Here is a 23,627-nt window from a genome sequence, read left to right as displayed (position 1 = left end):
TCGTCAACGACTCCCGAATTTTCGTATGTCCCGACTCAATCCCCGGCAGCAAGAAGCCGTGAACTACGTCGGCGGCCCTCTATTGGTGCTCGCCGGTGCTGGCTCCGGCAAGACCAGCGTGATCACGCGCAAAATCGCGCACCTGATCCAGAACTGCGGCATCCGCGCCCAGTACATCGTCGCCATGACCTTTACCAACAAGGCCGCGCGCGAGATGAAAGAGCGGGTCGGCACCCTGCTGCGTGCCGGCGAAGGCCGCGGCCTGACGGTCTGCACCTTCCACAACCTGGGCCTGAACATCATCCGCAAGGAGCATGCGCGGCTGGGCTACAAACCCGGTTTCTCGATTTTCGACGAGACCGACGTCAAAGCCCTGATGACCGACATCATGCAGAAGGAATATGCAGGCGACGATGGCGTCGACGAGATCAAGAACATGATCGGCGCCTGGAAAAACGACCTGATCCTGCCGCCGCAGGCCCTGGAAAACGCGCGCAATCCCAAGGAACAGACCGCCGCCATCGTCTATACCCACTACCAGCGCACGCTCAAGGCGTTCAACGCGGTGGACTTCGACGACCTGATCCTGCTGCCGGTGAAACTCTTCGAGGAACACGCCGACATTCTCGAAAAGTGGCAGAACAAGGTGCGTTACCTGCTGGTCGACGAATATCAGGACACCAACGCCAGCCAGTACCTGCTGGTGAAGATGCTGATCGGCAAGCGCAACCAGTTCACCGTGGTGGGCGACGACGACCAGTCGATCTACGCCTGGCGCGGCGCGCGGCCGGAAAACCTGATGCTGCTCAAGGACGATTACCCGTCGCTGAAAGTGGTGATGCTCGAGCAGAACTACCGCTCGACCAGCCGCATCCTGCGCTGCGCCAACGTGCTGATCTCGAACAACCCGCACGAATTCGAAAAGCAGCTGTGGAGTGAAATGGGCCACGGCGACGAGATCCGCGTGATCCGTTGCCGCAACGAGGATGCCGAAGCCGAGCGCGTGGCCATGGAAATCCTCAGCCTGCACTTGCGCACCGACCGCCCGTACAGCGATTTCGCGATTCTCTATCGCGGTAACTATCAGGCCAAGCTGATCGAGCTGAAGCTGCAGCACCACCAGGTGCCGTACCGCCTCAGCGGCGGCAACAGTTTCTTCGGCCGCCAGGAAGTGAAAGACCTGATGGCCTACTTCCGCCTGATCGTCAACCCGGATGACGACAACGCCTTTCTGCGGGTGATCAACGTGCCGCGTCGCGAAATCGGCTCGACCACCCTGGAAAAACTCGGCAATTACGCCACCGAACGCAAGATCTCGATGTACGCCGCCACCGACGAAATCGGCCTCGGCGAGCATCTGGACAGCCGCTTCACCGATCGCCTGTCGCGCTTCAAGCGCTTCATGGACAAGGTCCGCGAGCAGTGCGCCGGCGAAGATCCGATCTCGGCGCTGCGCAGCATGGTCATGGACATCGACTACGAGAACTGGCTGCGCACCAACAGCTCCAGCGACAAGGCGGCCGACTACCGCATGAGCAACGTCTGGTTCTTGATCGAGGCGTTGAAAAACACCCTCGAAAAAGACGAAGAAGGCGAAATGACCGTCGAGGACGCCATCGGCAAACTGGTGCTGCGCGACATGCTCGAACGTCAGCAGGAAGAAGAGGACGGCGCCGAAGGCGTGCAAATGATGACCTTGCACGCCTCCAAGGGGCTGGAATTCCCTTACGTGTTCATCATGGGCATGGAAGAGGAAATCCTCCCGCACCGCTCCAGCATCGAAGCCGACACCATCGAAGAAGAGCGCCGCCTGGCCTACGTGGGCATCACCCGCGCCCGTCAGACCCTGGCGTTTACTTTCGCCGCCAAGCGCAAGCAGTACGGCGAGATCATCGACTGTGCGCCGAGCCGTTTCCTCGATGAGCTGCCGCCGGACGACCTCGCCTGGGAAGGCAACGACGACACCCCGACCGAAGTCAAAGCCGTGCGCGGCAATAACGCTTTGGCCGATATACGCGCGATGTTAAAGCGCTAGAATTGACCCCTTTTTACTAGACCTTCGGCGCACAACGCGCCAAATGAGGACAGCTTCATGGAAGCATTGCAGCAGAAAATCCGCGAACAAGGCATTGTGCTTTCCGACCAGGTCCTGAAGGTCGACGCCTTCCTGAACCACCAGATCGACCCGGCCCTGATGAAGCTGATCGGCGACGAATTCGCCGCGCTGTTCAAGGACTCGGGCATCACCAAGATCGTCACCATCGAAGCGTCGGGCATCGCTCCGGCGATCATGACCGGTCTGAACCTCGGCGTGCCGGTGATTTTCGCCCGCAAGCAGCAGTCCCTGACCCTGACTGAAAACCTGCTGTCGGCGACCGTCTACTCGTTCACCAAGAAGACCGAAAGCACCGTGGCGATTTCCCCGCGCCACCTGACCAGCAGCGACCGCGTGCTGATCATCGACGACTTCCTGGCCAACGGTAAGGCCTCGCAGGCGTTGATCTCGATCATCAAACAGGCCGGTGCCACCGTGGCCGGTCTGGGCATCGTCATCGAGAAGTCGTTCCAGGGCGGCCGCGCCGAACTGGATTCGCAGGGCTACCGCGTTGAGTCGCTGGCCCGGGTCAAGTCGCTGAAGGATGGCGTCGTTACCTTCATCGAATAATCCGCCACACCGCCGATCCCCTGTAGGAGTGAGCCTGCTCGCGATAGCGCAGTGTCAGTCGACCCTTTCGGTGAGTGATGCGCCGCCATCGCGAGCAGGCTCACTCCTACAGTTGGTTTTGGGGCGGGCAGTTATTGCGCGGTGGCTTTCAGGCCCGTAAGCAGCAGGCGTTGAAACAGCTCTTCCTTGAGGCCTTCGGGGTTTGTGAGCTGCATCCGTTCCAGGTGTTCAGGAAACGACGAGGCCTCCGGCGCATCCAGCGCAGCCTTGCCCAGTTCCAGTATCTCGGTCAGCTTGAACTTGCTCTTCAGCCAGTTCAGCGCGCGCAGCAGATCTCGCTCGATCGCAGTGAAATCACAACCCAGCGGATATTCCGGAAACAGATTCGGATGCCGTGCGGCGATCGCCTGCAAGCGTTGCGGCGTGTTGTCGGCAAAACGTGGATCGATGCGGAAGTCCTTTGGCAGTTTGCCAACCTTTTGTGCCTGTTCGATCAGCCCCGGCTGGAAGCGCGAGTCGCTGATATTGAGCAGCGCCTCGATCACCGCCGCGTCGGGCTTGCCGCGCAGATCGGCGATGCCGTATTCGGTGACAACGATATCGCGCAGATGTCGCGCAATCGTGCAATGACCGTATTCCCAGACGATATTCGAACTGACCTCGCCCCCCGACTCGCGCCAGCTACGCAGGATCAGGATCGAACGTGCGTCATGTAGCGCATGGCCCTGGGCGACGAAGTTGTACTGCCCGCCGACGCCGCTGAGCACGCGCCCGTCCTGCAACTGGTCGGCCACCCCGGCGCCCAGCAGGGTCATGGTGAACACCGTGTTGATGAACCGCGCATCGAGGCGTTGCAAACGCTTGAGTTCTTCCTGCCCGTACAACTCGTTGATGTAGCTGATGCGGGTCATGTTGAATTCGAGCAATTTGCTCTGCGGCAATTCACGTAAACGTTCATAGAAGCTGCGCGGGCCGAGGAAGAAGCCGCCGTGTACGCAAATGCCATCAGGCTGCGCCGCCTCGTCGAGGGTGCCGACATTGGCCTGCTCCTGGGTCGGCACGTCCGGGTAGACCTTGCGCCGGATGATCCCGGCCTCCGCCAGCACCAACAGACCGTTGACGAACATTTCACTGCAGCCATACAAACCTTTGGCGAACGGTGCGGTGCCGCCCTCGCGCTCGATCAGTTGCGCCCACTGGCTCAGATTGACGTCATCGAGCAGCGCGCGATAACCGCCGTTGTCGGCCTGACGCGCGAGCAACGCTGCAGTCAACGCATCACCCATCGAGCCGATGCCGATCTGCAGCGTGCCGCCGTCGCGCACCAGGGTGCTGGCATGTAAACCGATGAAGTGATCCTGGAAACCGACCGGCATGTTCGGCGTCGAGAACAGCGTGCTGCTGTCCTTCTCGTCGATCAACAAATCAAAGGTGTCGATATCGACTTCGGCATCCCCGGGCATGTAAGGCAGATCGGTGTGAACCTGGCCGACCAGCACAATCGTCTCGGCGGCTTCGCGGCGCCTCGCGATCATAGGCAACAAGTCGAGGGTAATATCGGGGTTGCAGCTCAGGCTCAAGCGGTCCGGGTGCTCGCTGCTGCTGGCGAGCAACTGTGCCACCAGATTCAGGCCGGCGGCGTTGATATCCCGGGCGGCGTGGCTGTAATTGCTGCTGACGTAATCCTGCTGGGCCGGTGCGCTGTTGAGCAGACTGCCGGGCTGCATGAAAAACTGTTGAATGCGGATGTTGGCCGGCAGGCTGTCGCGCTGCAGATCAGCGAGAAAATCGAACTCGGGATAATCGCCGAAAACCCGTTCGACAAAGGGTTCGATAAAGCGCTTCTGCAAACCATCGCCCAGACTTGGCCGGCCCAGGCACAGCGCGGTATAGATCGTCAGCTGGCGCTCGGGCAGGTTTTTGATGCGCCGGTACAGCGCGTTGACGAAGTGGTTGGGCTTGCCCAGCCCCAGCGGCAGGCCCATGTGGATATGCGCCGGCAGGCGCGCGAGCACGTCGTCCACTGCCTGTTCGATCGAACACAACTGCACCATCTGAAGCCTCCCGCCCGTTCCGTTGATAGGGGTAGACCGAGATTGCCTTGAGTTTGCTGCAAAGGACAGCGTTTGGTTTCGAGATGTTTGTTTGGCTTTAAAGGGTTGCCCTCACCCTAGCCCTCTCCCGGAGGGAGAGGGGACCGATTCGGGGATATTTGGAATCTGCAGCGACCTGAAACCGCTGTTGCGAATCCATAATCGCCACGGTCTTTCAGGTCGATGTTCAACGCCAGACACCTCGGTCGGCCCCCTCTCCCTCCGGGAGAGGGCTGGGGTGAGGGTCAGGGTTTTGAATTAATCGAAGGTGCAAAAACCACAAACACAAAAAAACCGTCCGAAGACGGTTTTTTACGTCGAGAGCGCCGCTGATTACAGACCGGACATCTCTTTGATCGCACCCTTGAGTTCTTCATCGGTGCAATCGGCGCAGGTGCCTTTAGGTGGCATCGCATTAACACCGGTAATCGCTTTGGCGAGGATGCCGTCCAGACCACCCTGGTGATCGGCCCGCTCTTTCCAGGCGGCCTTGTCGCCGATTTTCGGCGCGCCCAAAAGGCCGGTGCCGTGACAAGCGTTGCAGTGTTTGGCGATCACGTCTTTAGGCGCCTTGGCTCCACCGCCGCCGCCAGCGGTTGCAGCCACTTCCATGCCCTTGCATTCCTTGCCCTGAACACACACCTGGCCAACCGGCTCGAGGCGTTTGGCAATGTCGTCGTTAGTCGCAGCTTGAGCGCTGACAGCCCAGAGGGCCAGTACGGTTGCTGGTGCAGCCAGCATTTTCATAATTAGGTTCACGCGTTCACCCTCAATGGTGGCTATTCACGCCTGCGGCCACGGTTCGCAGGCGGGCGCAAGTATAGCGGGTAGCCCGCCACACTGAAACAACCCCATTTTTAAAGGGGTCTTGTTGCGCATCGGTCAAACAGTTCCGGGAGCCTTGGCCATCAGGGCCTGGCGCCTCTCGCTTTAGAAATTCGCCGGTGTGGCTGCGCTGATCAGTCGCGCAGGCACATCGAAGGGATTACGGAAACGATGCGGCTTGGTACTTTCAAAATAGTAGCTGTCGCCGGCTTCGAGGATAAAAGTTTCCAGACCGACCACCAGTTCCAGCCGACCCTCGACCAGAATCCCGGTTTCCTCGCCCTCGTGGGTGAGCATTTCTTCGCCGGTATCGGCGCCCGGCGGGTAGATTTCATTGAGGAAGGCGATGGCGCGGCTGGGGTGCGCGCGGCCGACCAGTTTCATGGTCACGGCGCCGTCGGAAATGTCGATCAGCTCGTTGGCCTTGTAGACGATCTGGGTCGGCTGGTCTTGCAGGATCTCTTCGGAAAAGAACTCGACCATGGACATGGGAATGCCGCCGAGCACCTTTCTCAGCGAACTGATCGAAGGGCTCACGCTGTTCTTCTCGATCATCGAAATGGTGCTGTTGGTGACGCCCGCGCGTTTGGCGAGTTCGCGCTGGGAAAGCCCTTTGAGCTTGCGGATCGATTGCAGTCGTTCACCGACGTCCAAGGCGGGAGCCTCCTGATGTTGTAAGAATATTGAGCGGTATCATGGCGACAGCGTTCAGTATTTACAACACTTGGCCCCCGCGCTGGCGTCAGGCCTCGGAATAGAGCCTTGGCACCCGGCGCAGGTTGCAGAAGATCTGATACGGAATGGTATCGGCCCACTGCGCCACGTCGCTGGCGAGGATGTTCTTGCCCCACAGCTCGACGGTTGAACCGAGGCCCGCATTCGGCACATCGGTGAGGTCGATGCATAGCATGTCCATCGACACGCGCCCCAACAGACGGCTGCGCTGGCCAGCCACCAGCACCGGAGTGCCGGTTGGCGCCTGACGCGGATAGCCGTCGGCGTAGCCCATGGCGACCACGCCGATGCGCATCGGCTTGTCGGTGATGAATTTCGCGCCGTAGCCGATCGGTTCACCCGCCGGCAGCTCACGGACACTGATAACTTTCGATTCAAGGGTCATCACCGGTTGCAGACGTTCGGCCACAGCGTTGGCTTCTTCGAACGGCGTCGCACCGTAAAGCATGATGCCGGGGCGCACCCAGTCGCTGTGGATCTGCGGCCAACCCAGCACCGCCGGCGAATTGCGCAGGCTGACCTCCGCCGCCAGGCCCTGGCGCGCCGCCTCGAAGACAACCACCTGCTCGCTGCTGCTCTGCGCGTGCAGCTCATCGGCACGGGCGAAGTGGCTCATCAACACGATCTTCGCCACTTTGCCGCTGGCCAGCAGGCGCTGATAGGCAGCCGGATAATCTTTTGGATGCAGGCCGACGCGGTGCATGCCGGAGTCGAGCTTCAGCCACACCGTGATTGGTTTGTTCAGCGCCGCCTGCTCGATGGCTTCGAGCTGCCACAGCGAATGCACAACGCACCAGAAATCATGCTCGACGATCAGCGCCAGCTCATCCGCCTCGAAGAAACCTTCGAGCAGCAACACCGGCGCGCTAATCCCGGCCGCGCGCAGCTCCAGCGCTTCTTCGATGCACGCCACGGCAAACCCGTCAGCCTCGGCTTCCAGCGCTTGAGCACAGCGCACCGCGCCATGGCCGTAGGCGTCAGCCTTGATCACTGCGAGCGCTTTGGCGCCGGTGACTTCGCGGGCAATTCGGTAGTTGTGGCGCAGGGCTTGAAGGTCGATCAGGGCTCGGGCAGGACGCATGGCGGCGGACTTCTAGGCAGTCATGGAAGAAAAACCGGCGCCGACTGGCGGCGTGAACCGCCAACAGCGCCGGGAGAGGGATATTTGCTACGGCTTACGGCAGCGCGGCGACGATGGAGATCTCGACGAGGATGCTCGGCTTGGCCATCTTCGCTTCGACAGTGGCGCGGGCCGGCGCGGCGCCTTTGGGCAGCCACTGGTCCCACACCGAGTTCATCCCGGCAAAGTGCGCCTCGATGTCGTTCAGGTAGATCGTCGCCGAGAGCAGATGCTGTTTGTCGGTGCCGGCCAGATCGAGCAGGCGCTCGATATTGGCCAGCACGTCGCGGGTCTGCTGTTCAATCCCGGCTTCGAAGTCGTCACCGACCTGCCCGGCCAGATACACCGTACCGTTGTGGCTGACGATCTGACTCATGCGCTCATTGGTGAGCTGGCGCTGGATTGACATGTTTTGCGGACTCCTGGGTCTGGTTGCCGTAACGGGAAATATCGAGGCCTTCGGCACTGATCTGCGGCTTTTTCTTCGCCATCAGATCGGCCAGCAAACGCCCGGAACCGCACGCCATGGTCCAACCCAGGGTGCCGTGACCGGTGTTGAGGAACAGATTCTTGAACGGTGTGGCGCCAACGATCGGCGTGCCGTCCGGCGTGGTCGGACGCAGGCCGGTCCAGAAACTTGCCTCGGCCAGATTGCCGCCCTGAGGATAAAGGTCGTTGACGATCATCTCCAGGGTTTCGCGCCGACGCGGGTTCAGCGACAGGTCAAAACCGGCGATCTCGGCCATGCCGCCGACGCGGATACGGTTGTCGAACCGGGTGATCGCTACCTTGTAGGTCTCGTCAAGAATGGTCGAGGTCGGCGCCATGTCCGGGTTGGTGATCGGCACGGTCAGCGAGTAACCCTTCAACGGATACACCGGGGCCTTGATGCCCAGCGGCTTGAGCAGTTGCGGCGAGTAGCTGCCCAGCGCCAGCACGTAGCGATCGGCGGTCTCCAGATTGCCGTCGATCCACACGCCGTTGATGCGGTCGCCGGCGTAGTCGAGCTTCTGGATGTCCTGGCCGAAGCGGAATTCCACACCGAGCTTGCGCGCCATGTCGGCGAGGCGAGTGGTAAAGATCTGGCAGTCGCCGGTCTGGTCGTTCGGCAAGCGCAGGGCGCCGGCGAGAATATCGGTGACGCCGGCCAGCGCCGGTTCGACGCGGGCAATGCCGGCGCGGTCGAGGACTTCGAACGGCACGCCGGACTCTTTCAGCACGGCGATGTCCTTGGCGGCGTTATCCAGTTGCGCCTGGGTGCGGAACAATTGCGTGGTGCCGAGGCTGCGGCCTTCGTAGGCAATGCCGGTTTCGGCGCGCAGTTCGTCGAGACAGTCGCGGCTGTACTCGGACAGCCGCACCATGCGCTCCTTGTTCACCGCATAACGGCTGGCGGTGCAGTTGCGCAGCATCTGCGCCATCCACAGGTATTGGTCGATGTCGGCGGTGGCCTTGATTGCCAGCGGTGCGTGGCGTTGCAGCAGCCATTTGATCGCCTTGAGCGGTACGCCCGGTGCGGCCCACGGCGAGGCGTAGCCCGGCGAGACCTGGCCGGCGTTGGCGAAACTGGTCTCCATGGCCGCGGCGGGCTGCCGGTCGACCACCACCACTTCAAACCCGGCACGGGCCAGATAGTAAGCACTGGCGGTACCGATGACGCCGCTACCCAAGACCATGACGCGCATTTTCAATCCCTCATCGCGGCTTTGTGCCGAGCTGTGTTGTTCAAGCAATGATGCGCGCAGTGTAAAAAAGAAATGCCAGTGCTTTTCACTATATAAGCGCCTATATTTGGCGACAATTCTCGGCAAAAACCCTTTTCACGGAGGCGCATCCCCTATGCGGACCAACACCCAGACCAAGCGCGAGCTGGACAAGATCGACCGCAACATCCTGCGGATCCTGCAGGCGGACGGGCGCATTTCGTTTACCGAACTGGGGGAAAAGGTCGGTCTCTCCACCACGCCCTGCACCGAGCGCGTGCGCCGTCTGGAGCGCGAAGGGATCATCATGGGCTACAACGCCCGGCTCAATCCGCAGCATTTGAAGGGTAGCCTGCTGGTGTTCGTCGAGATCAGCCTCGACTACAAATCCGGCGACACTTTCGAGGAGTTCCGACGTGCGGTGCTGAAATTGCCCCACGTCCTGGAATGCCATCTGGTTTCAGGGGATTTCGACTATCTGGTGAAGGCGCGGATTTCGGAGATGGCCTCGTACCGCAAGCTGCTCGGCGACATCCTGCTCAAACTGCCGCATGTACGCGAATCGAAGAGCTACATCGTCATGGAAGAAGTCAAAGAGAGCCTGTGCCTGCCGATTCCTGACTGAAATTTGTGCCGCAGCCATCGCCAGCAGGCTGGCTCCCACAAGTTCAGTGGTGAACACAAATAATGTGCACACCTGCAAACTCTGTGGCAGCTAGCCCTGCTAGCGATGCAGGCGACTCGGTTTATCGAGTCAAACCAACACCTGCCGATTCGCGGCCATGTACTCAAATATCTGCTTCTCCACCCGCGGATGAATCAGCTCCACCGGCCGCCGCTCATTCGGGCAGGGCAGGGTCTTGGTCGTCCCGAACAACCGGCAGATTAATGGCCGTTCCTCATACACCGTGCAGCCATTCGGCCCCAGGTGCACGCAGTTGAGCTCTTGCATCGCCGCGTCCTGCTCAGCGCGGGTCTTGCGCGGCAGTCGGGCCATTTCCTCGGGTGACGTGGTCACCGGTCCGCAGCAGTCGTGGCAGCCGGGTACGCACTCGAACGAGGGAATCTGCTGACGCAACGTGCGGATTTTCTGGCTGTTGCAGCTCATCGAAACAGTGACCGAGGGAAATGGATGGCAATTGTGCCGCAAAAGGCCTGAGTCAGACACCGTACGCCGACCAATGTTGCCCGTGCTCGGGCGTGCGGCTTATGCTCCGTCAAATTTTCTCGACACCGCCTCAGGATGACGCCCATGACCGCCCGCGCCCACACTTTCGCGAGCCAACCCCACGTTGCCTCCTACTACGCCGCCAGCAGCCTGCCGCAGCCAGACCATCCGCGGCTGCAAGGTGAAGTGCTGGCCGACGTCTGTGTGGTCGGTGGCGGGTTTTCCGGTTTGAACACCGCGCTGGAACTGGCTGAACGCGGTTTCAGTGTCGTCCTGCTGGAGGCGAACAAGATCGGCTGGGGCGCCAGCGGACGCAACGGCGGACAGCTGATTCGCGGCGTTGGTCACGGCCTCGATCAATTCGCCAACGTCGTTGGTACCGACGGCGTGCGGGCGATGAAACTCATGGGCCTGGAAGCGGTGGAGATCGTTCGCCAGCGCGTCGAGCGTTTCAGGATCGCCTGCGATCTGACCTGGGGTTACTGCGACCTGGCTAACAAGCCATCTGATCTGCAGGGCTTTGTCGAGGATGTCGAAGAGCTGCACAGCCTTGGCTATCGCCACGAAACCCGGCTGTTGCAAGCCAATGAGATGCACACCGTGGTCGGCTCCAGACGCTACGTTGGTGGTTTGATCGACATGGGCTCCGGGCATTTGCACCCGCTGAACCTGGCGCTCGGCGAAGCCGCCGCGGCGCAGCAGATGGGCGTGAAGCTGTTCGAGCAGTCGGCGGTGATCCGCATCGATTACGGCACCGAAGTGAAGGTGCACACGGAACAGGGTTCGGTACGGGCGAAGACCCTGGTGCTGGGCTGCAACGCCTATCTGAATGATCTGAATCCACAGCTCAGCGGCAAAGTCCTGCCGGCCGGCAGCTACATCATCGCCACCGAGCCGTTGAGCGAAGCTCAGGCCCACGACCTGCTGCCGCAGAACATGGCGGTCTGCGACCAGCGTGTCGCGCTGGATTATTACCGACTGTCGGCGGATCGACGCCTGCTGTTCGGCGGCGCCTGCCATTACTCGGGGCGCGATCCGAAAGACATCGCCGCGTATATGCAGCCGAAGATGCTTGAGGTGTTCCCGCAACTCGCTGGGGTGAAGATCGATTATCAGTGGGGCGGGATGATCGGCATCGGCGCCAACCGCCTGCCGCAGATTGGCCGGCTCGCCGATCAGCCGAATGTGTATTACGCCCAGGCCTATTCCGGGCACGGCGTGAATGCCACGCACCTGGCAGGCAAGCTGCTGGCGGAGGCGATCAGTGGGCAACAGGGTGGGGGTTTTGATCTGTTTGCCAAAGTGCCGCACATCACCTTTCCCGGTGGCAAGCATTTGCGCTCGCCGTTATTGGCGTTGGGGATGTTGTGGCACCGGCTCAAAGAATTGGTCTGACAGTCCCGCAGCGCCGCTGATGTCGCCATCGCTGGCAAGCCAGCTCCCACAGAGATCATAGGTGTTCACAACATTCGTGTTCACTCGAAGACCTGTGGGAGCTGGCTTGCCAGCGATGAAGTGCGCATGGACGATACAGATCTCAGATCCGCCAGAACGGCTTCAAGCCCTCCTCCAATGCCTGTTCACGGGTCAGGCCGACGTCCTTGAGCTGATCCGTGGTCAGCGCCAGCAACGCCTTGCGCGTGTGCAGACGGTGCCACAACAGACCCCAGCGACTCAGCCCGGACGGCGCATTGCGCGGTTCATTGCGCGCCCGCTCCTTCTGCCCTGCCGCCAGTTCCTGACTGTGTAACGTCAGCCGCACATCGCTCAAGCCGTTCATTTTTGTCGCTCCTGTTTACTTGGGTAGCCAGAGATTTCATGATGCGCGAGCGAGCAAAACCATTACAGACGCAAAGAACCGGTATTAACTCCATACAGATTTGCTGATTTGCCGACTGAATGATCAATTTTTGCCGCATCTGTACTGGTTCTTGCTCAACTGCACCGAGGGCGCCATGACTCTGTATGTAAACCTCGCCGAATTGCTCGGCACCCGCATCGAACAGGGCTTCTATCGGCCCGGCGATCGCTTGCCCTCGGTGCGCGCCTTGAGCGTCGAGCACGGAGTGAGCCTGAGCACGGTGCAACAGGCCTATCGCATGCTCGAGGACAGCGGCCTCGCCACGCCGAAACCCAAGTCCGGCTACTTTGTCCCGGTCGGTCGCGAGCTGCCGGAGCTGCCCGTCGTGGGCCGCCCGGCGCAACGGCCGGTAGAGATTTCGCAATGGGATCAGGTGCTGGAACTGATCCGCGCGGTGCCGCGCAAAGACGTCGTGCAACTGGGTCGCGGCATGCCCGACGTTGGCTCACCAACGATGAAACCGCTGCTGCGCGGTCTGGCGCGGATCAGCCGCCGACAGGACATGCCCGGTCTGTATTACGACAACATCCACGGCAACCTCGAACTGCGTGAGCAGATTGCGCGGCTGATGCTCGACTCCGGCTGCCAGTTGAGCGCCGGCGATCTGGTGATCACCACCGGTTGCCACGAGGCGCTGTCCACGAGCATCCATGCGATCTGCGAACCGGGCGACATCGTCGCGGTGGATTCGCCGAGCTTTCACGGCGCCATGCAAACGCTTAAAGGCCTGGGCATGAAAGCCTTGGAGATACCCACCGACCCGCTCACCGGCATCAGCCTCGACGCGCTGGAACTGGCACTCGAACAATGGCCGATCAAGGCCATACAACTGACGCCCAACTGCAACAACCCGCTCGGCTACGTCATGCCCGAATCGCGCAAACGTGCGCTGCTGACGCTGGCCCAGCGCTTTGACGTGGCGATCATCGAAGACGATGTGTATGGCGAGCTGGCGTATTCCTACCCGCGTCCGCGCACGATCAAATCCTTCGACGAAGACGGCCGCGTATTGCTGTGCAGCTCGTTTTCCAAAACCCTGGCGCCGGGGCTGCGCATCGGTTGGGTCGCACCCGGCCGTTACCTGGAGCGGGTGCTGCACATGAAATACATCAGCACCGGCTCGACCGCGCCGCAACCGCAGATTGCCATCGCCGAATTCCTCAAGGCCGGCCACTTCGAGCCGCATTTGCGGCGTATGCGCATGCAATACCAGCGCAATCGTGATGCGATGATCGACTGGGTCACCCGTTACTTTCCCGTCGGCACCCGCGCCAGTCGCCCGCAGGGCAGCTTCATGCTCTGGGTGGAACTGCCGGAAGGCTTCGACACGCTGAAACTGAATCGCGCGCTGCACGATCAAGGCGTACAGATTGCTGTTGGCAGCATTTTTTCCGCCTCGGGCAAGTACCGCAATTGCCTGCGGATGAACTACGCTGCCAAACCAACGGCACAGATCGAAGAAGCAGTGCGCAGGGTCGGCGCCGCCGCGATCAAATTGCTTGCCGAGAGCGACTGACCTTTTTCCCGCGCCCGGCGTCCAAAATGCCGACCTTAGCCGCCAACCGGAACGATCCTACGTGAGCCTCAGACAGCCCCTACTCGCTTTGCTGTTACTCGCCTCGTTCCTGAGCGGTTGCGCCAGCCTCGATGTGCCGCGCGAACCGAGCCAGGCCTTGCCGGCGTCGGACTCGGCTTTCGGCCGTTCGATTCAGGCTCAGGCCGCGCCCTACCAGGGGCAATCGGGTTTTCGCCTGTTGTCTGACAGCGGCGAGGCGTTTACCGCCCGCGCCGAGCTGATTCGCAACGCCCAGACCAGTCTCGATCTGCAGTACTACATCGTTCACGACGGCATCAGCACACGCATGCTGGTGGAGGAAGTGCTCAAGGCCGCCGACCGTGGCGTGCGTGTGCGCATTCTGCTCGACGACACCACCAGCGACGGCCTCGACCAGATCATCGCCACGCTGGCGGCGCATCCACAGATCCAGATTCGCTTGTTCAACCCCCTGCATCTAGGCCGCAGCACCGGCGTCACGCGGGCGGCGGGACGGCTGTTCAACCTGTCCGTGCAACACCGGCGCATGCACAACAAGTTATGGCTGGCGGATAACAGCGCGGCGATCGTCGGCGGACGCAATCTGGGCGATGAGTATTTCGATGCCGAGCCCAACCTGAATTTCACCGACATCGACATGCTCAGTATCGGACCGGTTGCCGCGCAGCTCGGACACAGCTTCGATCAGTACTGGAACAGCGCGCTGAGCAAACCGATCGAGGAATTTCTCTCGGCCAGACCGAGCGCCACGGACCTGCAGAACACCCGCACGCGCCTGGAAGAATCGCTGGAAGAAACCCGCAAGCAGAATCACGCGCTGTATCAACAGCTGATGAAATTCAAGACCGACCCGCGCATGGACATCTGGCGCAAAGAGCTGATCTGGGCGTGGAATCAGGCGTTGTGGGATGCACCGAGCAAGGTGCTGTCCAAGGGCGAACCCGACCCGCACCTGCTGCTGACCACGCAACTGGCACCGGAACTGACCGGAGTGAGCAAAGAGCTGATCATGATTTCGGCGTATTTCGTGCCGGGTCAGCCGGGGCTGGTCTACCTGACCGGGCGCGCCGACGCCGGGGTTTCGGTGAATCTGCTGACCAACTCGCTGGAGGCTACCGATGTCCCGGCAGTGCATGGCGGCTATGCGCCGTATCGCAAAGCTTTGCTGGAGCACGGCGTGAAACTGTATGAACTGCGGCGCCAGCCTGGGGATAACTACGGCAGTGGTCCGCGGCTGTTCTACAGCAAGTCGTATCGCGGCTCGGATTCCAGCCTGCACAGCAAGGCGATGATCTTTGATCGACGCAAATCGTTTATCGGCTCGTTCAACTTCGACCCGCGCTCAGTGCTGTGGAACACCGAAGTCGGCGTACTGGTCGACAGCCCGGAACTGGCCGAGCATGTCCGCGCACTGGCGCTGCAAGGCATGGCGCCGAACCTGAGTTACCAGGCGAAACTGGAAAACGGCCAGGTCGTCTGGGTCACCGAGGACAACGGCCAGATGCACACGCTGACCAAGGAGCCGGGGAGCTGGTGGCGGCGCTTCAATGCGTGGTTCAGCACCAGCGTGGGCCTTGAGCGCATGCTCTGATCTCGGCTGACGGTGATCCCCTGGGGGAGCGAGCCTGCTCGCGAAAGCGGTTTCACATCCAGCAAATAAGTTGACTGATGCACCGCTTTCACCAGCAGGCCCGCTCCCACAAGGGATGTGCTCAGGCAGCTTTTGCCGTTGTGCCAAACGCCCCTTGGCGCAATAGCAACAGCACCAATCCAAACGCCCCCGCCGCCATCAACAGCGGCAACGCATGCCCATTAATCCACTGGCTACCCGCCCCTGCCGCCAGTGGTCCGACCAGACAACCGATACCCCACAGCTGCGCGATATGCGCGTTGGCGCGAACCAGCGCATCGTCGCGATAACGCTCGCCGATCAGAATCAGTGACAGGGTGAACAGCCCGCCAGCACTGGCACCGAACAGTACCCACAACGGCCAGATCAGCAGCGTGTCGAGCAGCAGCGGAATCGCCAGACTCGAGAGCATCAACACCACAGCACAGCCGGCGAACAAGGTGCGCCGCGACAGATAATCGGCCAAGGCGCCAATCGGCAATTGCAACAGCGCATCGCCGACTACCACGGTGCTGACCATGGCCAAGGCAATTTCCGCAGTGAAACCCTGTTGCAGGCAATACACCGGCAGCAACGTCAGGATCATTGCCTCAAACGCGGCAAACAACGACACCGCCCAGGCAATCGCCGGCAGTTCGCGGGCAAAGCCCCACAGATCTACGAAAGTCACGCTGCTTGCTTCACTGCTTGGCGCGCCGCTGCGCCCCAGCAACAACAACGGCGAAACGGTCAGCAAGCCAACCCCGACCCAGAAACCGTAGTCATGCTCAGTGCCTAGCGCACCCAACAGCAACGGCCCCGACAGTTGGCTCAGCGCGTAGCTGCTGCCATACAACGCGACCAGGCGCCCGCGCCACTGCTCGACCACCAGTTGATTGATCCAGCTTTCGCCAAGGATGAACACGATAGTCAGGATCACCCCGATCAGCAGGCGCAGCAGCAGCCAGACCGGATAACTCGGCAGCAGTGCCAGCAGGCCGATCGACAGGGCCCCGGCCCACAGGCACAAGCGCATCAGATTCGCCGTGCCGAAGTACGCGGCGAGATGGCTGGAAACCTTCGCCCCCAGCAACACACCAATTGCCGGCATCGCCGCCATCACGCCGATGGCGAAAGCACCGTAGCCCCAACCTTCAAGACGCAGCGACACCAACGGCATGCTCACGCCCAGGGCCAGGCCGACACTCAAGACAGACGCCAACACGGCGAAATACGTTGCCCACCGCATGTTCCACGCTCCTGTGGATATTTTTATGTGCACCACGAAACCATTGTGGGAGCGAGCCTGCTCGCGAATGCGGTTTCACATTCAGCACATTGGCTGACTGATATACCGCTTTCGCGAGCAGGCTCGCTCCCACAAGGGATCTCTGTTTCGCCAGAAAGCCCGGGAAAACCGGGCTCGCGTTAACAGCTTACAGCTTGATCCAGGTCGCTTTGAGCTCGGTGTACTTGTCGAACGCGTGCAGCGACTTGTCGCGGCCGTTGCCCGATTGCTTGAAGCCGCCGAACGGCGCGGTCATGTCGCCGCCATCGTACTGGTTGACCCACACGCTGCCAGCGCGTAGCGCCTTGGCGGTCAGGTGTGCCTTGGAGATGTCCTGCGTCCACACCGCTGCGGCCAGGCCGTATGGCGTGTCGTTGGCGATCTGAATGGCTTCTTCAGCGCTGTCGAAAGCAATCACCGACAGCACCGGGCCGAAGATTTCTTCCTGAGCAATCTTCATCGCATTGCTCACGCCGTCGAAAATCGTCGGCTCGACATACGTGCCACCGGTTTCCTGAAGGATGCGCTTGCCACCAGCCACCAGTTTGGCGCCGTCGCTGTGGCCGGACTCGATATACGACAGCACGGTGTTCATCTGCTGGGTATCGACCAGCGCGCCAACGTTGGTCGCCGGGTCCAGCGGATTGCCCGGCTTCCAGGTTTTCAGCGCCTCGATCACCATCGGCAGGAATTTGTCCTTGATCGAACGCTCGACCAGCAGACGCGAACCAGCGGTGCAAACCTCGCCCTGGTTAAAGGCGATCGCACTGGCGGCGGATTCGGCAGCGGCTTGCAGGTCCGGCGCATCGGCAAAGACGATGTTCGGGCTCTTGCCGCCAGCTTCCAGCCAGACGCGTTTCATGTTCGATTCACCGGAGTAGATCATCAGTTGCTTGGCGATCTTGGTCGAACCGGTGAACACCAGCGTGTCGACATCGTTGTGCAGGGCCAGCGCCTTGCCGACGGTGTGGCCGTAGCCCGGCAGCACGTTGAGCACGCCTTTTGGAATACCGGCTTCGACAGCCAGCGCGGCGATGCGGATGGCGGTCAGCGGCGATTTTTCCGATGGCTTGAGGATTACCGAGTTACCGGTCGACAGCGCCGGGCCGAGTTTCCAGCACGCCATCATCAGCGGGAAGTTCCACGGCACGATGGCGCCGACCACGCCGACCGGCTCGCGAGTCACCATTCCCAGTTGGTCGTGCGGGGTGGCGGCGACTTCGTCGTAGATCTTATCGATCGCTTCGCCGCTCCAGCTCAGCGCTTGCGCTGCGCCCGGCACGTCGATGTACAGCGAGTCGCTGATCGGCTTGCCCATGTCGAGGGTTTCGAGCAGGGCCAGTTCTTCAGCGTGCTGCTTGAGCAGGCTGGCGAAACGGATCATCGTCGCTTTGCGCTTGCTCGGCGCCAGGCGCGACCACACCCCGGAATTGAACGTGGCGCGGGCGTTTTCCACAGCGCGCTGGGCGTCGGCGGCGTCACAGCTGGCGATCTTGCCGAGCAGACGGCCATCGACCGGGCTGATGCATTCGAAGGTTTCGCCGGAAACGGCGTCGGTGTATTCGCCATTGAGGTAGGCGCGGCCTTCGATCTTCAGATCGCGGGCGCGTTGTTCCCAGTCGGCACGAGTCAGGGTGGTCATTCGGGTGTCCTCCTCTTATTGAATACGAACGCCGCAAGCGCTGCGACGTTCATCAAGAATACTGCCCGGCCAGCCTGCAAGTCGGCCCAAGGCACCTGCCACCCTAAACCAGCGGCCGGGTTTGTTTCAATATATTTGACATAAGCCGCCCATACGGCCTTGCAGTGTTCAATTTAATAAACATAGACTTTCGCTCATTCCAGTCCACGCGCGGTCATCACCGGAGAAAACAACAATGAACATCCAGAACGTCGTCGACATCAGCCTGACCGGCAGCGAAGCCGAACGCTATCGCCCGGACCCGGCCAAGGTGCTCAAGGGCGATCCTGAACAAGCCGTGTTCCATCAATACGAAAGTCCCTGTGGCCAGATGGGCGCGGGCGTTTGGGAAGGTGCGGTGGGCCAGTGGACGGTGAATTACACCGAGCATGAGTATTGCGAGATTCTGCAGGGCGTGTCGGTGCTGCGTGACAGCGAGGGCAATGCCAAGACCTTGCGTGTCGGCGATCGCTTTGTGATTCCAGCGGGGTTCCGTGGGACCTGGGAAGTGCTGGAAGCCTGCCGCAAGATTTATGTGATCTTCGAACAGAAGGCTTGAAAATTTTCGTCGGCTGATCGGGCCCTATCGCGAGCAGGCTCACTCCTACAGGTGACCGCATTCCAATTGTAGGAGTGAGCCTGCTCGCGATGAGGCCCTGACAGGCAATACAATTTGAAGGCAACAAAAAAGGCCCGCATCTCACGATACGGGCCTTTTTCGTAAGTCGGGAAAAATCAATTACTTGATTTTGCCTTCCTTGTAGATCACGTGCTTGCGAACAACCGGATCATATTTCTTGATCTCGATTTTGTCCGGGGTAGTACGCTTGTTCTTGTCGGTAGTGTAGAAGTGACCAGTACCGGCGCTCGAGATCAAACGAATCAATTCACGCATGATTAGCTCCCTTAAATCTTGCCATCGCGGCGAAGTTCGGCGAGCACGACAGTGATGCCACGCTTGTCGATGATACGCATGCCTTTGGCAGATACGCGCAGACGCACAAAACGTTTCTCTTCTTCAACCCAGAAGCGGTGATGCTGCAGGTTCGGCAGGAAACGACGACGGGTTTTGTTGTTTGCGTGGGAAATGTTATTCCCAGTCACCGGACCCTTACCGGTAACTTGACATACTCTCGACATGCCTCAGCCCTCTAAAACCACATGCCCAACCCGGCATGGGTTGGCCGCTTAATCTCTCAGTCATTTGGCGCCAGGCGCCGCGTTTCTTTAGAGGTCTTACCGGCTACACCTACAGTGAAGGAACCGGGCCCCTAGAAAAGAGCGCTGCTTTATACCAGAAAGACCGGGATGCAACAACAATCGGTGTGCAATCAATCGGCAAAAAGGCGTTTTTTCGCCCTGCGAATCCCTTGGATAAAGGCTGACGGCGATTTTTACCACTCGTCGCGGAAAATCACCGGCAAGGCCGTTTCAGACTTTTTCCGGCGTAGCGCTTCGTGAAACAGCAACGTCGCAGTGCCCGGAAAATACAAAAAGGGGATAGTCATTTGCAATTCAGACCTCTAGGGTAGGACTTTTCCAGACTGCACTTGCAGATGGGCCTTCGATCTGTAAAGGAAACCGACCATGCGCCTCGCTGCCCTACCCCTTTTGCTTGCCCCGCTGTTGCTAAGCCCTCTGGCCCAAGCCGCCGCGCTGAGCGTGTGTACCGAGGCCAGCCCCGAAGGGTTTGACGTGGTGCAGTACAACTCGCTGACCACCACCAATGCCTCCGCCGATGTGCTGATGAATCGTCTGGTGGATTTCGACACTGCCAGCGGCAAGGTCGTGCCGAGCCTGGCCGACAGCTGGGAAGTCAGCACTGATGGGCTGACATACGTATTCAAACTGCATCCGCAGGTGAAGTTTCACACCACCGACTATTTCAAACCGAGCCGTGAGCTGACCGCCGAAGACGTCAAGTTCAGCTTCGACCGCATGCTCGACCCGGCCAACCCGTGGCACAAGGTCGCGCAGAGCGGCTTCCCGCACGCGCAGTCGATGCAACTGCCAGCGCTGATCAAGAAGATCGATGCACTCGACCCGCTGACCGTGCGCTTCACCCTTGATCACCCGGATTCGACCTTTCTCGCCACCCTGAGCATGGGTTTCGCTTCGATCTACTCGGCCGAGTACGCCGACAAGCTGATGAAAGCCGGCGCGACCGACAAGCTCAACAGCCAGCCGATCGGCACCGGCCCGTTCATTTTCAATCGCTTTCAGAAAGATGCGGCGATCCGCTACAAGGCCAACCCGGATTACTTCCGTGGCAAACCGGCGGTCGACCCGCTGATCTTCGCCATCACCCCGGACGCCAACGTGCGACTGCAAAAGCTGCGGCGCAATGAATGCCAGATCGCCCTGTCGCCGAAACCACTCGACGTACAGGCCGCGCTGAAAGAGCCGACACTGAAAGTCGAAAAGACTGACGCGTTCATGACCGCTTTCGTTGGCATCAACAGCCAGCACCCTCCGTTGGACAAGCCGGAAGTGCGTCAGGCCATCAACCTCGCCTTCGACAAGGCCAATTACATCAAGGCGGTGTTCGAAGACACCGCCGAAGCTGCCAACGGCCCTTACCCACCGAACACCTGGAGCTACGCGAAGAACCTGCCGGGCTACCCCCACGATGTAGCGAAGGCCAAGGCGCTGCTGGCCAAGGCCGGGCTGAAGGACGGTTTCCAGACCACGATCTGGACGCGCCCGTCAGGCAGTTTGCTCAACCCGAACCCGAGCCTCGGCGCGCAGATGTTGCAGTCGGACCTGGCTGAAATCGGCATTCAGGCGGAGATCCGCGTGATCGAATGGGGCGAGCTGATTCGCCGCGCCAAGGCTGGCGAACACGATTTGCTGTTCATGGGCTGGGCCGGTGACAACGGCGATCCGGACAACTTCCTCACGCCGCAGTTTTCCTGCGCGGCGGTCAAGTCCGGCACCAATTTCGCCCGCTACTGCAATGCTGACCTGGACAAGCTGATCAGCGCCGGCAAAACCACCAGCGAACAAGGCGTGCGCACCAAACTGTATGAACAGGCGCAGGCGCAGATCCAGCAGCAAGCGCTGTGGCTGCCGCTGGCGCACCCGACGGCGTATGCGCTGACGCGCAAGGACATCAACGGTTACTCCGTCAGCCCGTTCGGTCGGCAAGACTATTCCAAGGTCAACCTCAAATAACCTGCCCTGCACAAAACCTGTAGGAGTGAGCCTGCTCGCGATAGCGATCTTCCAGTCACCGCATGGGTTGACTGAAGTGCCGCCATCGCGAGCAGGCTCACTCCTACAGGGGACCGAGTTATTCCTGAGAACTACATCCAGCCACACTCCGCCATCGACAGCGGCTCGCCATCGCCGACGATGAAGTGATCCAGCACGCGCACATCGATCAGCTCCAGAGTCTTTTGCAGCCGCTTGGTCAGCAGCCGATCCGCCTGACTGGGGTCGGTATTGCCGGAGGGATGGTTGTGACAGAGGATCACCGCCGCCGCATTATTGGCCAGTGCGCGCTTCACCACTTCTCGGGGATGCACACTGGTGTTGTCGATCGAGCCGCGAAACAGCGCTTCGAAATTCAGTACTTGATGCTTCGAGTCGAGAAACAGACAACCGAACACTTCGTGCGGCTCGTGCCGCAGCATCGCTTTTAGATAATCACGCACGACTTGCGGGTTTTCCAGTGCCGGTTTCTGCCGTGATCGTTCGGCCAGATGGCGCTTGCTCATTTCCTGCGCGGCTTGCAGTTGCGCAAACTTCGCCGGCCCGAGTCCCATTTGTTTACTGAATGCGTCCTGATCGGCCTCGAGCAGTAAACGCAGGCTGCCGAATTGCTTCAGCAGATGTCGCGCCAGGTCCACGGCGCTTGTTCCGGGTACCCCGGTGCGCAAAAAAATCGCCAGCAACTCAGCGTCCGAGAGGCTCCCTGCCCCGTGCTCCAACAACCTCTCCCGCGGCCGCTCCGCCGCCGGCCAATCGCGAATACTCATACACACTCCCTGTCTGTGGGCGCCGCTGTTCCGTAGCGGTCGCTGTGATATCGTAGCCCATCTTTTTTGCGCGCGATTCAACCTTGGGGAGGGGCTCGCCGCGCAGTCATCAACGAAATGAAAGGCAGACCTATGCAGCGGCTGTATCGGAAACGCATCGTTCTGGGCGTCGGCGGCGGCATTGCGGCCTACAAGAGCGCCGATCTGGTTCGCCGCCTGATCGACCAGGGTGCTGAAGTGCGCGTGGTCATGACCCATGGCGGCGCCGAGTTCATCACTCCGCTGACCATGCAGGCGCTGTCGGGCCACCCGGTGCACCTCGACTTGCTCGACCCGGCCGCCGAAGCCGCGATGGGCCATATCGAACTGGCAAAGTGGGCTGATCTGGTGCTGATCGCCCCGGCCACCGCCGACCTGCTTGCGCGTCTGGCCCAAGGCATCGCCAACGATCTGCTGACCACCCTGGTGCTGGCCACCGACGCCATCGTCGCCGTCGCGCCAGCGATGAACCAGGCCATGTGGCGCGACCCGGCGACCCAGGCCAACCTGCAACTGCTCGAAAGCCGTGGCCTGAAGACCTTCGGCCCGGCGTCCGGCAGCCAGGCCTGCGGCGACGTCGGTATGGGCCGCATGATGGAAGCCACCGAGCTGGCGCTGCTCGCCGCCGATTGCTTCCAGCGTCAGGCACTGACCGGCAAGCATGTGGTGATTACCGCCGGCCCGACCCAGGAAAACATCGACCCGGTGCGCTACATCACCAACCACAGCTCCGGCAAAATGGGCTTCGCCCTCGCCGAAGCCGCAGTGGAAGCCGGCGCCCGCGTCACCCTGATCAGTGGCCCGGTGCACCTGCCAACTCCCGATCGCGTCACGCGCATCGACGTGGTCAGCGCCCGCGACATGCTCGCCGCCTGCGAGTCGGCAATTCCCTGCGATGTGTTCATTGCTTCGGCAGCGGTTGCGGATTACCGCCCGGAAGTCGTTGCCCCGCAAAAACTCAAGAAAGACCCTGCGAGCGGTGACGGTTTCGTCCTGCAAATGGTGCGCAACCCGGATATCCTCGCGAGCATCGCGACCCGTCCCGACCGTCCGTTCAGTGTCGGCTTCGCCGCCGAGACCGAACACCTGCTCGACTACGCTGCACGCAAGCTGAAGGACAAGAATCTCGATATGATCGTCGCCAACGACGTCGCCAACCCGAGCATCGGTTTCAATAGCGAAGAAAACGCCTGCAGCGTCATTGATCGTGAGCTGCACGCCACGGTTTTCGCCCAGACCAGCAAGGGCAAGATCGCTCGCCAGCTGGTCACTTTTATCGCCGAACGTCTGAACCAGGTTTAATTT

Annotated in this window: 22 protein-coding genes; 9 read left to right on the top strand and 13 right to left on the bottom strand. The window is 60.7% G+C overall.

Going from position 1 to position 23,627, the window contains the following annotated elements; translation table 11 throughout:
• Window positions 1-25: 25 nt before the first annotated feature.
• Entirely contained in the window at window positions 26-2,035 is a 2,010-nt protein-coding gene (gene rep / locus J3P93_RS01120) for a DNA helicase Rep (RefSeq protein ID WP_206414469.1), read from the top strand.
• A 57-nt stretch (window positions 2,036-2,092) separates the two neighbouring features.
• Window positions 2,093-2,665: a xanthine phosphoribosyltransferase gene (locus J3P93_RS01115; protein ID WP_203419986.1), complete on the top strand. Its 573-nt coding sequence runs from the start codon at window positions 2,093-2,095 to the stop codon at window positions 2,663-2,665.
• A 131-nt stretch (window positions 2,666-2,796) separates the two neighbouring features.
• Here J3P93_RS01115 and J3P93_RS01110 read toward each other — a convergent pair whose 3' ends face one another.
• The 6 genes from J3P93_RS01110 to dadA all read right to left on the bottom strand — a co-directional run bounded on the left by J3P93_RS01110 (window position 2,797) and on the right by dadA (window position 9,123).
• Entirely contained in the window at window positions 2,797-4,719 is a 1,923-nt protein-coding gene (locus J3P93_RS01110; protein WP_434594389.1) for an acetyl-CoA hydrolase/transferase C-terminal domain-containing protein, read from the bottom strand.
• Between the two features lie 372 nt (window positions 4,720-5,091).
• Complete coding sequence (locus J3P93_RS01105; protein ID WP_434598522.1) at window positions 5,092-5,505, bottom strand: c-type cytochrome; 414 nt, start codon at window positions 5,503-5,505, stop codon at window positions 5,092-5,094.
• A 183-nt stretch (window positions 5,506-5,688) separates the two neighbouring features.
• Window positions 5,689-6,237: a cupin domain-containing protein gene (locus tag J3P93_RS01100; RefSeq protein WP_016772566.1), complete on the bottom strand. Its 549-nt coding sequence runs from the start codon at window positions 6,235-6,237 to the stop codon at window positions 5,689-5,691.
• Between the two features lie 88 nt (window positions 6,238-6,325).
• A complete protein-coding gene (alr, locus tag J3P93_RS01095) occupies window positions 6,326-7,399 on the bottom strand; it encodes an alanine racemase (RefSeq protein WP_434594385.1) in 1,074 nt (357 codons plus the stop codon).
• 94 nt (window positions 7,400-7,493) lie between these two features.
• Window positions 7,494-7,847, bottom strand: a complete 354-nt coding sequence (locus tag J3P93_RS01090) for a RidA family protein (protein ID WP_090287484.1) — start codon at window positions 7,845-7,847, stop codon at window positions 7,494-7,496.
• On the bottom strand, window positions 7,819-9,123 hold the full coding sequence (dadA, locus tag J3P93_RS01085) for a D-amino acid dehydrogenase (RefSeq protein ID WP_434594382.1): 1,305 nt from the start codon (window positions 9,121-9,123) through the stop codon (window positions 7,819-7,821). The genes J3P93_RS01090 and dadA overlap by 29 nt, the downstream gene beginning before the upstream one ends.
• A gap of 154 nt (window positions 9,124-9,277) precedes the next feature.
• Between dadA and J3P93_RS01080 the strand changes: the two genes are divergently transcribed.
• Window positions 9,278-9,766: an Lrp/AsnC ligand binding domain-containing protein gene (locus J3P93_RS01080; protein ID WP_010465173.1), complete on the top strand. Its 489-nt coding sequence runs from the start codon at window positions 9,278-9,280 to the stop codon at window positions 9,764-9,766.
• 129 nt (window positions 9,767-9,895) lie between these two features.
• On the opposite strand, the gene J3P93_RS01075 is transcribed toward J3P93_RS01080, so the two are convergent.
• Window positions 9,896-10,249: a YkgJ family cysteine cluster protein gene (locus J3P93_RS01075; RefSeq protein WP_090287488.1), complete on the bottom strand. Its 354-nt coding sequence runs from the start codon at window positions 10,247-10,249 to the stop codon at window positions 9,896-9,898.
• A gap of 144 nt (window positions 10,250-10,393) precedes the next feature.
• Here J3P93_RS01075 and J3P93_RS01070 point away from each other — a divergent pair, with 144 nt between their 5' ends.
• Window positions 10,394-11,704, top strand: coding sequence for an NAD(P)/FAD-dependent oxidoreductase (locus J3P93_RS01070; RefSeq protein ID WP_434594378.1), 1,311 nt, complete (start codon window positions 10,394-10,396; stop codon window positions 11,702-11,704).
• Between the two features lie 142 nt (window positions 11,705-11,846).
• On the opposite strand, the gene J3P93_RS01065 is transcribed toward J3P93_RS01070, so the two are convergent.
• A complete protein-coding gene (locus J3P93_RS01065; RefSeq protein ID WP_434594375.1) occupies window positions 11,847-12,089 on the bottom strand; it encodes a DUF1127 domain-containing protein in 243 nt (80 codons plus the stop codon).
• 175 nt (window positions 12,090-12,264) lie between these two features.
• Here J3P93_RS01065 and J3P93_RS01060 point away from each other — a divergent pair, with 175 nt between their 5' ends.
• Window positions 12,265-13,686, top strand: a complete 1,422-nt coding sequence (locus tag J3P93_RS01060; RefSeq protein ID WP_434594372.1) for a PLP-dependent aminotransferase family protein — start codon at window positions 12,265-12,267, stop codon at window positions 13,684-13,686.
• Window positions 13,687-13,747: 61 nt separating this feature from the next.
• Window positions 13,748-15,316 carry a phospholipase D family protein gene (locus J3P93_RS01055; protein ID WP_434594369.1) on the top strand — a complete coding sequence of 523 codons (1,569 nt, stop codon included), beginning with the start codon at window positions 13,748-13,750 and terminating at the stop codon, window positions 15,314-15,316.
• A gap of 121 nt (window positions 15,317-15,437) precedes the next feature.
• On the opposite strand, the gene J3P93_RS01050 is transcribed toward J3P93_RS01055, so the two are convergent.
• Window positions 15,438-16,583, bottom strand: coding sequence for an MFS transporter (locus J3P93_RS01050; protein ID WP_434594366.1), 1,146 nt, complete (start codon window positions 16,581-16,583; stop codon window positions 15,438-15,440).
• Window positions 16,584-16,770: 187 nt separating this feature from the next.
• Window positions 16,771-18,264: an aldehyde dehydrogenase gene (locus J3P93_RS01045; protein ID WP_434594364.1), complete on the bottom strand. Its 1,494-nt coding sequence runs from the start codon at window positions 18,262-18,264 to the stop codon at window positions 16,771-16,773.
• 235 nt (window positions 18,265-18,499) lie between these two features.
• Between J3P93_RS01045 and J3P93_RS01040 the strand changes: the two genes are divergently transcribed.
• Complete coding sequence (locus J3P93_RS01040; RefSeq protein ID WP_203419998.1) at window positions 18,500-18,862, top strand: cupin domain-containing protein; 363 nt, start codon at window positions 18,500-18,502, stop codon at window positions 18,860-18,862.
• 180 nt (window positions 18,863-19,042) lie between these two features.
• Here the strand turns inward: J3P93_RS01040 and rpmG are convergent, their stop codons facing one another.
• On the bottom strand, window positions 19,043-19,198 hold the full coding sequence (gene rpmG, locus J3P93_RS01035) for a 50S ribosomal protein L33 (RefSeq protein ID WP_003177274.1): 156 nt from the start codon (window positions 19,196-19,198) through the stop codon (window positions 19,043-19,045).
• An 11-nt stretch (window positions 19,199-19,209) separates the two neighbouring features.
• Window positions 19,210-19,443 carry a 50S ribosomal protein L28 gene (rpmB, locus tag J3P93_RS01030; protein ID WP_007920377.1) on the bottom strand — a complete coding sequence of 78 codons (234 nt, stop codon included), beginning with the start codon at window positions 19,441-19,443 and terminating at the stop codon, window positions 19,210-19,212.
• Window positions 19,444-19,890: 447 nt separating this feature from the next.
• Between rpmB and J3P93_RS01025 the strand changes: the two genes are divergently transcribed.
• Entirely contained in the window at window positions 19,891-21,477 is a 1,587-nt protein-coding gene (locus J3P93_RS01025; protein ID WP_434594359.1) for an ABC transporter substrate-binding protein, read from the top strand.
• 131 nt (window positions 21,478-21,608) lie between these two features.
• Here the strand turns inward: J3P93_RS01025 and radC are convergent, their stop codons facing one another.
• Window positions 21,609-22,283, bottom strand: a complete 675-nt coding sequence (gene radC / locus J3P93_RS01020; RefSeq protein WP_203420000.1) for a RadC family protein — start codon at window positions 22,281-22,283, stop codon at window positions 21,609-21,611.
• Window positions 22,284-22,415: 132 nt separating this feature from the next.
• On the opposite strand from radC, the gene coaBC reads away from it, so the two are divergent.
• Window positions 22,416-23,624 (top strand): bifunctional phosphopantothenoylcysteine decarboxylase/phosphopantothenate--cysteine ligase CoaBC, encoded by a 1,209-nt coding sequence (gene coaBC / locus J3P93_RS01015; protein ID WP_434598520.1) that lies wholly within the window; start codon window positions 22,416-22,418, stop codon window positions 23,622-23,624.
• Window positions 23,625-23,627 lie beyond the last annotated feature (3 nt).

It is taken from the genome of Pseudomonas sp. R3-57, assembly GCF_051132065.1.
GTDB lineage: Bacteria > Pseudomonadota > Gammaproteobacteria > Pseudomonadales > Pseudomonadaceae > Aquipseudomonas.
The sequence above is the reverse complement of the archived record's forward strand: the minus strand, read 5'-3'. Positions and strand labels throughout refer to the sequence as shown.